Source organism: Pseudomonas haemolytica, from assembly GCF_009659625.1.
In the GTDB taxonomy this organism is placed as follows: Bacteria; Pseudomonadota; Gammaproteobacteria; order Pseudomonadales; family Pseudomonadaceae; genus Aquipseudomonas; species Aquipseudomonas haemolytica.
Map to the genome: position 1 here is coordinate 639369 of NZ_VOIW01000002.1, position 12040 is coordinate 651408.

At 59.2% G+C, this 12040-nt stretch carries 8 protein-coding genes; 3 read left to right on the forward strand and 5 right to left on the reverse strand.

Annotation, left to right across the window (positions count from 1 at the left end; genetic code table 11):
• Positions 1 to 56: 56 nt before the first annotated feature.
• Positions 57 to 1187: an FMN-dependent L-lactate dehydrogenase LldD gene (gene lldD / locus FRT59_RS09225; RefSeq protein WP_034116939.1), complete on the forward strand. Its 1131-nt coding sequence runs from the start codon at positions 57 to 59 to the stop codon at positions 1185 to 1187.
• A gap of 428 nt (positions 1188 to 1615) precedes the next feature.
• Complete coding sequence (locus FRT59_RS09230; RefSeq protein ID WP_153871024.1) at positions 1616 to 2542, forward strand: GGDEF domain-containing protein; 927 nt, start codon at positions 1616 to 1618, stop codon at positions 2540 to 2542.
• Between the two features lie 21 nt (positions 2543 to 2563).
• Here FRT59_RS09230 and FRT59_RS09235 read toward each other — a convergent pair whose 3' ends face one another.
• The 5 genes from FRT59_RS09235 to trhO form a co-directional block, all read right to left on the reverse strand.
• Positions 2564 to 3343: an iron-containing redox enzyme family protein gene (locus FRT59_RS09235; RefSeq protein ID WP_153838239.1), complete on the reverse strand. Its 780-nt coding sequence runs from the start codon at positions 3341 to 3343 to the stop codon at positions 2564 to 2566.
• Positions 3344 to 3421: 78 nt separating this feature from the next.
• A complete protein-coding gene (locus FRT59_RS09240; RefSeq protein WP_034116942.1) occupies positions 3422 to 5884 on the reverse strand; it encodes an EAL domain-containing protein in 2463 nt (820 codons plus the stop codon).
• 71 nt (positions 5885 to 5955) lie between these two features.
• Positions 5956 to 7758: an ABC transporter ATP-binding protein gene (locus FRT59_RS09245; RefSeq protein WP_162524851.1), complete on the reverse strand. Its 1803-nt coding sequence runs from the start codon at positions 7756 to 7758 to the stop codon at positions 5956 to 5958.
• The gene (locus FRT59_RS09250) at positions 7751 to 8386 is read right to left on the reverse strand and encodes a DsbA family protein (protein ID WP_153871025.1); all 636 of its coding nucleotides are present in this window, start codon (positions 8384 to 8386) and stop codon (positions 7751 to 7753) included. Before FRT59_RS09250 ends, FRT59_RS09245 begins: the two co-directional genes overlap by 8 nt.
• 3 nt (positions 8387 to 8389) lie before the next feature.
• Positions 8390 to 9331 carry an oxygen-dependent tRNA uridine(34) hydroxylase TrhO gene (gene trhO / locus FRT59_RS09255; RefSeq protein WP_153871026.1) on the reverse strand — a complete coding sequence of 314 codons (942 nt, stop codon included), beginning with the start codon at positions 9329 to 9331 and terminating at the stop codon, positions 8390 to 8392.
• Positions 9332 to 9384: 53 nt separating this feature from the next.
• Between trhO and FRT59_RS09260 the strand changes: the two genes are divergently transcribed.
• Complete coding sequence (locus FRT59_RS09260; RefSeq protein WP_233094171.1) at positions 9385 to 12009, forward strand: Tc toxin subunit A; 2625 nt, start codon at positions 9385 to 9387, stop codon at positions 12007 to 12009.
• Positions 12010 to 12040: the final 31 nt, after the last annotated feature.

Genomic DNA, 12040 nt, shown 5'->3' on the forward strand with positions numbered 1-12040 from the left:
TATCATGTCACAACTTTGCTTAAGGTGAAGCACTTTGCCTTGTGGAGACACCGTAGATGATCATCTCGTCCGCTTCCGACTACCGCGCCGCGGCCAAGCGCAAGTTGCCGCGCTTTCTGTTCGACTACATCGACGGCGGCGCCTACGCCGAGCACACCCTGCGCGCCAACAGTTCGGACCTGGCCGAGATCAGCCTACGCCAGCGCATACTGCGCAATGTCGACAACCTGAGCCTGACAACCAACCTGTTCGGCACGGAACTGGCCATGCCGGTCATCCTCAGCCCGGTCGGCCTGACCGGCATGTATGCCCGGCGCGGTGAAGTGCAAGCAGCCAAGGCGGCCGCTAACAAAAACATCCCCTTCTGCCTGTCGACGGTGTCGGTATGCTCGATTGAAGAAGTCGCTTCCCAAAGCTCGCAGTCGATCTGGTTCCAGCTGTATGTGCTCAAGGATCGCGGCTTTATGCGCAACGCCCTGGAGCGGGCGCAGGCGGCAGGGGTGACCACGCTAGTGTTCACGGTCGATATGCCCACACCCGGCGCGCGCTACCGCGATGCTCACTCGGGCATGTCCGGCCCGTACGCGGCACAGCGGCGGATGTTGCAGGCGGTCACCAAGCCACAATGGGCGTTCGATGTAGGCTTGATGGGTCGCCCTCACGACTTGGGCAATATCTCCAAGTACCTGGGCAAACCCACCCACCTGGAAGACTACATCGGCTGGCTCGCCAACAACTTCGACCCATCAATCAGCTGGAAAGACCTGGAGTGGATCCGTGAGTTCTGGAAGGGCCCGATGATCATCAAGGGCATTCTCGACCCACAGGATGCCAAGGATGCGGTGAGTTTCGGCGCCGACGGCATCGTGGTCTCCAACCATGGCGGTCGCCAGCTCGACGGCGTGCTGTCCACGGCCAAGGCGTTGCCGCCGATTGCCGAAGCAGTGGGCGACGACCTGACCGTGCTGGTGGACTCAGGCATTCGCTCCGGGCTGGACGTGGTGCGCATGCTCGCCCTGGGCGCCAAGGCGTGCCTGCTGGGACGTGCCACTGCCTATGCGCTGGCTGCCGAGGGCCAGCACGGGGTAGAAAACCTGCTGGACATATTTGCCAAGGAAATGCGCGTGGCCATGACGCTCACCGGCGTCACTTCAATCGCGCAGATCGACCGTAGCACCTTGATATAACGCGGTTATTTGACCCTATCGAGTGCAAGGAGGTACGCCTGGGTGTGTCGTGACGGGCGCACACGTTTCATTTGCGGTTTAAAACCGGCGTTAATCAGTAAAGATGATCGGGCTGACGGTAACTCAGCCCGTAAAAAGCCAAATATATGGCGCCATTGTTTAACAGACTCTTCTTACTTCAAGAAAACATGATTGATTTATAAGGGTTTTTACAAATCCAGCGAGTTTGGCATGAAACTCGCTCTATTTGTTTTCAAGCAGGTTACGCGATGACAAGACGTGCGGCAGTGTTCCGGGGTTATAACCCGAGGCAAAGCGGTTTAAACTGTTTCCATTGTTTTACGATACTGAAGGAACAGTAAGACGCTTGGCACTCGCCACTCTCATCCCGCCTGTAAGACAGTCTAGCGCTTAGAGGCCACCCGCTTATGAAAACCCCTACCCAGACCAACGCAATTGACTTCGACAGTGCCAAATTGCAACGCCTGGGATTTGGTCAGCCGCCCCTTCGCCCTTACCGCCCCGCTACGCTTACCGAACTTCGCCAGCAATTGAACCAGCAGTTGCAAACCAGCCTGGAGCCGGAACGCATCCTCGGCCTGTTCTTTCGCGAAATACAGCGCCTGGTGCCACTGGACGCGTTGCAATACCGTCACGCCGCCAGCGATCTGCGCCTGGAGTTCGGTCACCGGGGCCACCACTCAGTAAGCTATACCTTGAGCCACGAAGGCGAGCACCTGGGTGAACTGATATTGCGCCGTAACCAGCACTTGACCGATGAGGAACTCAGCCAGCTCGAAAGCCTGCTGGTGAGCTTGCTTTACCCGATGCGCAACGCCCTGCTCTACCGCGCGGCCACGCGCAGCGCCCTGCGGGACCCATTGACCGAAACCGGCAACCGCGTCGCCATGGACCAGACTCTGCAACGGGAAATCGACATGGCCCGGCGGCACATGCACCCCTTGTCTTTACTGATGCTGGACATCGACCACTTCAAGAAAATCAACGACACCCATGGGCATGCCGCTGGCGACAGCGTACTGCGCGCCGTGGCTGGGGCGATCAAACGCCAGTTGCGTAACGTGGATATGGTGTTCCGGTTTGGCGGGGAAGAGTTTCTGATCCTGCTGTCCAACACCGGCCGCGATGCAGCGGGGATGGTCGGTGAGCGCCTGCGCCAGGCGGCACAAGCCCAGGACTATTGGGTGGAGGGCAAGCGGATCGAATTGACGGTGAGCCTCGGTTGCTCGACGTTATTGGCTGCCGAGTCGGCTGAAAGCCTGCTGCGCCGGGCCGACAATGCGTTGTATGTGGCCAAGCGCGAAGGCCGCAACAGGCTGGCGATGGCGGGGTAAGCCCCCGCCATCACCCTCGCATCACGCCTCGCTGGCGACGCGCACTGGGCGCTCGCGAACGGCTGGCGCCTTTTCTTTGTCTTTTTCCACGTTCTCCAGGCGCATGCAGCTTTCCAGGAACAGATACATGTAGTCATAGCTCTTGCACACCGCCTGGCGCAGCTCCTCCTGCAAGGCCTTGCTCGGGTTGTTCCCGGCGAGGGTGCAGATAATTTCCAGGGCTTCCCAAGGGTGGGCGTCGTCATACTGGGCGTGCATCTTCAGCCACTTCATCGCACGCTTGCGATCTTCCTCGGGGAAGGCGGCGGCATACACACCGGTAGAACAGACCACGGCGGACCACTCCCCCGTCGCCCCTTCGATCGCGTAGTTGGTGGCGGCAATCGCGACGATCAACGGATCTGCCGAACTGGTGTGCCAGCACCAATGACTCAGTGCATGCAACTCCGGCGGCACATCCTGCGCTTGCAGCTCTTCAAGGCTGACGCCGTGGGCACGCGCCCAGTGCACCCAATAGTCAGCATGATTGAGTTCCACGCGAATATTACGCATCAGCCAACGTCGCGCCATGTCCTCCCCAGGATGGCGGGCAAACTTGGTCTTGGTCAGGTTCTGCGCCATGTACAAGGCAAACTGTTCCACCACCGGCCAACCACCAATCAGGTAGTGACGCATGGTCTTGGCGCTGAGGGCGTTGTCGCGCATGCGCTGATACAGTTCGTGCTCGACAACTCGACGCTTGCTCTCGCTACAGGCCTGGATCAAGTGCTGCGCCCAGGCTGGGTAACTCGAGGCTTCCATAAGCGGGCCGGTTCTGTTGAATGTGTCGATCACTGTGGGGCTCCTTTTTAAGTGTGATTGTACAGACCAGCAGATGTTTCAGCGGAATGTGCCGGGCGCCTTGAATAACAGAGGCTGTGGCCGCACAGGTCGACACTGCAAGCTATCAAAGGTAAACAATTGCGGGCGTTCAATCAGGTAGCCCTGAGCGTAATCCACACCGATCTCAAGCAAAGCCTGTTCGATCTGCGGTGTCTCAACGAACTCGGCAATTGTGCGCTTACCCATGACGTGGCCGATGTGGTTGATCACTTCGACCATGGCACGGTTAATCGGGTCGTCCAGCATATCCTTTACGAAACTTCCATCGATCTTCAGGAAGTCTACAGGTAAATGTTTCAAATATGCGAATGAGGACATTCCGGCGCAAAAATCATCGAGTGAAAAATGGCAACCTAAGGCTTTGAGTTCATTAATAAATCGAATCGCACTACCCAAATTCGCTATAGCGCTGGTTTCAGTTATTTCAAAACAAATCATGTCTGGCGGTATGTTGTAAGTGTCAAATTTCTCACGCAAAAAACCTAGAAAATCATCATCGCCAATAGTTATGCCTGACAGATTAATCGCACACATCGCCATGGGTCGACCCGGGCGCTCACTCATGCAGCGGGCGATAACCTTGAAGACATTTTCCACCACCCAGCGATCCAGGGACGTCATCAAGCCGTAACGTTCGGCCGCGGGGATAAAACTGTCGGGCAAAATGATTCGCCCCGCTTCATCATGCAGGCGCAGGAGAATTTCAATGTGCCCGTTGCCGGCCTCGGTTTGCCCCAAAGGCGAAATTTCCTGGGCGTAGAGGCAAAAGCGATCTTCTTCCAAGGCCATGTGCAGCCGCTGCACCCAGGCCATCTCGCCAAAGCGCAGGGACAACTCCGAGTCATCGGCATGGTAGACCTGCACGCGGTTACGGCCCTTTTCCTTGGCCATGTAGCAGGCCATGTCAGCGGCGCGCAAGGAGGTTTCCAGGGTGGTCGGGGGTTGCGATATATGCACCAGGCCGATACTGACGGTGGTCATGAAGGGCCGGCCTTTCCACACGAAGTGCAGGCTCTGCACGGTATGGCGCAAGCTCTCGGCGATCTTTTCCGCTACCGGCGCCGGGCAGTTCTCCAGCAAGATGCCAAATTCATCGCCGCCCAAGCGGGCCAACGTATCGCCCTCGCGCAAATCCGATTGCAGCAACGCGCAGATGTGGCGCAGCAGTTCGTCGCCCGCCGCATGGCCGCAGGTGTCATTGACCAGCTTGAACTGGTCGAGGTCGAGGAACATCAAGGCGTGTCGCCCACTTTGCTGGCGTACGACCTGTTGCAGCACTTGCTCGAGGCGGAACTCGAATTCACGGCGGTTGGCCAGCCCGGTCAAGGCGTCGTGGGTCGCCTGCCAGGAAAGGTTGGCGATGTACTGGCGCTCCTGAGTCATGTCGTGCAGCACCAGCACCGCCCCACTGACCTTGCCAGCGCTGCGGATCGGCGCGCCCACCAGGGTGACCGAGACGGTGCTGCCGTCCAGGCGCTGGATCTGCTTGGAGTGCTCGCTGCCGCCACTGAGTTGGCCCTTGATGATGTGCTCGATCAGGGTGAAGCCATCGGGCTCGGCGTTTTCATCCAGCAGCTTGAACAGCGCCGCTAACGGCAAGCCCTGGGCCTGCTCCGACTTCCAGTGGGTCAGCGCTTCGGCTGCGGGGTTCATATACGCAATGGCGCCGTCAACGTCGGTGGTAATCACCCCGTCACCAATCGACTCCAGAGTGATCTGCGCCCGCTCCTTCTCCGCTTGCAAGGCATCGGCGAAGGCATGGCGCTGGGCCAGCAACTTATGGGTACGCAGCAACGCCAAGACGATCAGCCCCAAGGCAGTGGCCAGGTTGGTGATCAACAACAGGCGCAGGATCATCCGCGAACCTTCGCCCAAGGCATCGCTGAACGCCTTGGCGGCCGGTGTCACCCCCTCGTTGATGGCAATGATGCGTGCCTTCCAGCTCCGCACATCATTACCCGTGACCTGATCAGCGCCGATGGCGCGGTGCATCTCGCGGGCCAGTTCATCCAGCTGTTCCAGGTAACCATCGCCCACTGTCCACTGTTCAATGGCTTTTTCCAGATAACTGAAATGGCGGAAGTTGAGGTATAGCCAGATAAGGCTGGAAACGTCGTCCGGATGGTTGCCGCCCTTGATGATACCCAGGCGGGCAGCAGGCAGGTCAGGCGTTGCGCTGTCCAGGGCGATACGCAGTTCATGCCCGCCCTGGGGCACGGCAATGGCCTGCTGGTATTTGAGGTAGGTAGCGTCGTCGCGGCTATCGGCATAGAGGGTCAGATAGTAGATGGCGTCTTTCTGGCCCTTGGACCACAAGCTTTCGCCAGCCACATAACCACGCACCGCAGAAAGCACATAGAGACTGCCGCAGCCCAACAATGCCTGGAACAAGACCACAGCGATAAAGGGCCAGACGATACCCAGCAGCCGTGGCGTTCCGAGAGTCCGCTTTTGCTTCATGAAGTCCCTTGCACATGCACTGCTAGATACGCACGCGAAAATCCGCTCCCGATAGCACAGCCTAATCTAAATCAACGCACTTGTTGCAGGTGCCCATAGAGTTTGGCGTACAGCCCGCCATCGGCAATCAATTGCTGATGGTCGCCATCTTCGGCGATACGCCCGCCATCGAACACCAGCACCCGGTCTGCCTGTTTCACTGCAGACAGCCGGTGGGCGATGATCAGTGTAGTACGCCCGGTGAGAAACCGCGCCAGTGCCTGGTGCAGGTTGTACTCGGTGGCCGCATCCAGCGCCGAGGTGGCCTCATCCAGAATTACCACCTTAGGCTCGGCGAGCACCATGCGGGCGATGGCCAGGCGTTGCCGTTGCCCACCGGAAAAGCGCACGCCAGAACGCCCGACTATGCTGTCCAGGCCCAAAGGCAGTGCCTTGACAGTAGCATCCAACTGGGCGATTTCCAGCGCCTGCCAGCAGGCTTGATCACTCCGGGAGCGGCCCATGGTCAGGTTGGCGCGCACAGTGTCGTTGAACAGCGCCGGGTGTTGCAGCACCACAGCGACATTCTCGCGAATGGTCTCCAGGCCGATCTCTTGCTGGGTGGCACCGCCAAAACGAATGCTGCCGGCCTGCGGCGTGTAGAGCCCCAGCAGCAGTTGCACCAGGGTACTTTTGCCGCCGCCGCTGGCGCCGACAATCGCCACCTTCTCACCCGGTGCGATGGCCAGGTTCAATTGGTCAAGCACCAGGTCTTCGCCGTAGCCGAAGTCGAGGCCGTGCACTTCGATGCCGACGGTCTCACGCCCGGTAAACGGGTCTGCGCCGCCTGGGTATTGCGGTTCATCGGCACGCGCCAACAGCTCGTTGATCCGCGTCAGCGCCCCGCCTGCCGCGTAGTAGGCGTATTGCAGGTTCAACAGTTGTTCCACGGGGCCGATCATGAACCACAAGTAGCTGAACACCGCGAGCATCTGGCCGATGGACAGGTCTGAAAACAGCACGGTGAGCATGGCCGCAGCACGGAAGATATCGATACCAAACTGGAACAGCAGGCCACTGGCGCGGCTGGAAGCGTCGGTTTTCCATTGAGAATGGATGGCATAGTCACGCACTTCCTGGGCACGCTGGCCGAGGCGCCCGAGGAAAAACCCCTGGCGATTGCCGGCGCGCACTTCCTGGATGGCATCCAGGGTCTCGGTCAGCGCCTGGGTAAAGCGTGAAGTGCTGTCGTTTTCCAGCTTCTTCAGGTGCTTGACGCGTTTGCCCAACTGCACCGTGGCGTAGATCACCAGCGGGTTGAACAACAGAATCAGCAGCGCCAGTTGCCAATGCATCCACACCAGGATCGCAGAGGTGCCGACCAGGGTCAGCATGGCCACCAGGAAACGGCTGAGGGTTTCTCCGACGAACTTGTCCAGGGTGTCCAGGTCGGTGACCAGGTGCGTGGTGACAGTCCCGCTGCCCAGGCTTTCGTACTCGCCCAGGGAGATACGCTTGAGGCGTTCGATCAGGCGCACGCGGATGCGATAGACGATGTCCTTGGCCAAGCGCGCAAACAGGCGCGCCTGCACCACGTTGAACACCAGCGCACCGCAACGCAGGGCCAGGGTCACCACTAGCATCAGGCCGATGTAACCGGCGGCTTTCTGCCAACCCAAGGGCAATGCGTGGTTCATCACCTTGAGCGCGGCATCACCATGGCCCAGCAGCACTTCGTCCACCAGCAAGGGCAATAACAGCGGGATGGGCACGCTGCACAGGGTCGCCAGCACGGCGACGCCATTGGCGATCCACAGGGATTTCTTGTGACGCAGGGCCAGGCGGCGGATTTCCGCCCAGGTCAGGCGGTCGGTGCGTTGAGGTTGCTCATACACAGGCGGCTCGCTCCAGCCAGCGGGCAAGCAATGGCGACAATTCGGACAGCGGCTGGTAGCCGTTGGTCAGCAGCGCCAACTGGCCGTCGCGCTCAGCCAACAGGGTCGGGAAACCGGCGATGCCCAGATCCTGTACCCAGGTAAAATCCGCCGCCGTCGCGGCATGCTGTTCGGCGCGGTCGAAGGCACCGGCAAACTCGATACGCGGTATGCCCGCCTTCTCTGCCAGCTCCACCAACACGCTGGCCAGGGTCACATCGCGACCTTCGACATAAAACGCACGCTGGATCAGCCCCAACAACGTCCACGCACAATCCGGCGCCAGGCCGCGTGCGGTAACGATGGCGCGGCAGGCCGGCTCGGTGTCGTAGACAAAACCGTCAGGCAGCGCACCTTCACGCTTGAACACCTGGCCGGTGGCGTCGGTGACGGCCTGCCAGTGTTCGAGGATGTAGCGCCGGGTCGTCGGCTCCAACGCCGCACCGCTGCCGGTGCGCAAGCCGCCCACCACCAGGTGCAGGTCCACTCCCGCCGCCTGGGCCTGCTCAACCAGCGCCTGCGCCACCGGGGCAAAGCCCCAGCACCAGGAACACATCGGATCCATTACATAGAGCAGGCGCGCGGACATGGTTCAGGCCTCGGAAGGAGTTTGCTTGTAGTTGAAGCCAATCGGGTGCGGCATGTTGCGGGCCTTGGCCAGTTCAATCTGCTTCTGGCGATCAATCGCACTGCGGCGGGTCTTCTCCGGCAGCTTATCCCAGCAATGGGAGCAACTGATGCCGGCCACATAGTGCTCGGATGCACGGTCTTCGATGCTCACCGGTGTGCGGCAGGCATGACATTGATCGTAGTCGCCTTCGCTCAAGTCGTGGCGCACAGTCACGCGATTGTCGAACACAAAGCAGTCGCCCTGCCATTTGGTTTCTTCCTGGGGCACCTCTTCGAGGTACTTCAGGATGCCGCCCTTGAGGTGGTAGACCTCATCGAAGCCTTCGCTGAGCATATAGCTCGAGGCCTTCTCGCACCGAATGCCGCCGGTGCAGAACATGGCGACCTTCTTGTGCTTGGCCGGGTCGAAGTTGGCTTTGATATAGTCGGGAAATTCGCGAAAACTGGTGGTTTTCGGATCGATTGCGCCTTCAAACGTACCGATGGACACTTCGTAGTCGTTACGGGTGTCGATCAACAGCACTTCAGGGTCGCTGATCAGCGCGTTCCAGTCCTGCGGGTCGACGTAGGTGCCGACCTTTTTGTTCGGGTCGACGCCTTCGACGCCCAGGGTCACGATCTCTTTCTTGAGCTTGACCTTGGTGCGGTAGAACGGCTGGTCTTCGCAGTAGGACTCTTTGTGGTCGATATCGACCATGCGCGGGTCCTTCTTCAGCCAGGCCATCAGGCCATCAATGCCTACGCGGGTGCCGGAAACGGTGCCGTTGATGCCTTCTTCGGCGATCAGCAAGGTGCCTTTGATGCCGTTGTCGACCATCGCCTGCAGCAGTGGCTCGCGCAGGGCGACGTAATCTTCGAGGGTGACGAACTTATACAGTGCCGCCACGACAATCGGTTGAGTCATGGGTGTTATCTCCAGGTGGCTACCCTCGTAAGGGGTGAACCGGATGTAGAAAAATGCAGGCCAAGCCGCGCGGCGCGCATTCTAACAAAACCGCGACGCTACTGCATCGACACTCAGTCACCGATATTTCCTTGACTCGCTCACGGCTTTGGCTGACCTCGGCCCGCACAGCCTGCGTGATAGCGTCTTGCGTTGCCCATTGGATCCACCTTTGGGCTCACAGGAAGCTCGATGACATGGAAACTTCAAACCGCTCGTTATTGGCCAGACTGGTGGAGCGGCCCGTCCCTCCAGGTGTTGGGAAGGTCAACTTCACCACCGCCCTGCATCAACTCGGCTTCACCAGCATCTTCGACATTGTCGCGCTGCCCAAGGCCGAGTTCATCCGTCAACTGGCCCACTCCAATGATGACGATGGCGCCCAAGCTTACGAAAATGCGCTGTCCTACACCATGCAGTTGCAGTGGCTGTACGACCAACAACAAGTGAACGCGCCAGCCCTCACTCGTAGCAAACGCGACCTGGAATCGAACGTGCCCAGCCTGCCCAACGAGGATTGGGGGAATACCTGCCACCCCGATGCCATTGCCGCTATCGATTCGCCTGTCGCCTACCTGCGCGCACTGTTTCTTTTTGCAACTCAGCTTGAAAACAACGGGAGGGGAACGCAAGCCAAAATCCCCCTGAACCAACGGCGCCCGGACCTGAGAAATTTACTGATTGACCACGACACGACCTTTGCCCAGCGCCCGCTGCTGACGCTGATCGATGACATGTTGCGCAAACAGATCAAACACCATCACCCGCAGGAGAAATTGCACCCGCTGCTCAGCAAGCAACACTACCCCTTGACGCTGCCTTACCACCATCATCACCTTCAATGCCGCCTGGGGCTGTCGGGAACCCGGCACACCTTGGGTGAATTGAGTTATCGACTCAGCAAGCGGCTGCCGTTTGACGATGCCGGCAACGCACTGTACGGCACGGTCAAAACGCGCAATGGTGACGCGCAATGCCTGCTAAGCGAACTGAATCCCCCACAGCAAAAACTGTTGACCCAACCACCCGTCACGGGAAGCACGCTGTTTGAAACCTACTTTGGCAGACCCCGTGCACCGGAAAACCTTGACGACTTTCTGAAATGTACGGCGCTGGACAGTACCCAGTTGCAAGCCCTCCTGGCGCAAAACAGTTTCGCCCCCCATGCCTCCCGCTCAGCGCCTAAACAAACGTTGCTGATCTACGGTGCCCGCTATGTCAATGGCACAGACCGTCTGCCCAAGCTGGAGGTCGGCCAATCCGGCGACGGGAAAATTGCGACACTACTCAATACCAGCCCCGATCGGTTCGACCGTCTGCATCGGATGATCCGCCTGCAAAAGTGGGTCGATCTACCGTTCGCCGAACTGGATACGCTGATCGTCAGCGCCATGGTGCTTGAGGGCACAGCCAACGCCGCTCTTCAGATAAGCCACACCACCCTGCGCGTACTAGGTGTCTACCGGTACCTGCGTGGGCGCTACAGGCTCAAGCCGCTGGAGTTTTCGGCGTGGCTGGATCGCCTGCCCGTGCAGGCCAGCGCCAACGAGCAACCCTTATTCGATCAGGTGTTCAATCGCACCCTGGTGTCCGGGCGACCGCTACCGCTGGACGACCAGGCCTTCGATTCGCATACCCGCCAGCAGCTTTGCGCCGCATTGGCGTTGAGTGATACACCAGATTCGCTGCACCTGCTGACAGATGTGTTACCCAAACCTGTCGTCAGGAATATTGCCACGTACTCCGTGATCTATCGGCTGGCACGCATCGCCCAGGTTTTCGGCCTTTCTGTCTTGCACTGCAAACAACTGGCCGACCTGCTCGGCCCGTCCACCTGGAGCCAGCTGGTCACCCCCACATTGAGCGCCGAGATGGGCTTTCTCGATGTACTCATGCAATTGGACTGGGCCGTCACCTGGCTCAGGGACAGTAACACCAGCATAACGCAGCTGCGCCAGCGATTGCTGCTGGAGCCCGCCACTGATAACCCGGCGCTCAAGCGCTGGGTCGACTTACTGCCAAAGGGACCTGAGGCGTGCATCCAAGAGTTCTTGGCAAAACCAACGCCGGCCCTCTACAGCAATGAGCTTACGCTCTACTACACCCTACATTTCAACAAAACGAAGACTGAGCCTGCGCCCAACCACCTGATCCTGCTGGCGCCGGATATCACCACGCTGTTGCCGTTGCCGGTTAACAGCGCGTCACTGCGTCAATTGCTGCTCAACCCCCGTTGGCTGGACAGCAATAATTCACCCACAGGGCTGGTCGAGCTGAGCCTGGGCACACTCTATCTATTACAGCGTTTCAGAGACTGCTGCGATGCGTATGGCCTGGCACAGGACAGCCTCTTGGCGTATTTCCAGAGCGCCAACAGCAACGGGCCTCAAACCCTCGATACCCAGCTAAGCCAATGGTTGGGGTGGGGCGAAAAAGAACTGCGGGTACTCACTGAGACCTTGCCCACAGGCAGGGTCACGTCCATGGACCAACTGGATTGGATCATGCGCTGTCGACAAGCCTGCACCATTACCCGGCTCTCTAGCCAAACACTGCTCAACACCAGCGAATTGGATAACGCCAACGACTTCAATCAATGGAAGCTCGTGGGCGAAGCCATCATCGCCGCACATCAATAACGGCTTACTTTCAACCAGCAGACTCAAGGAA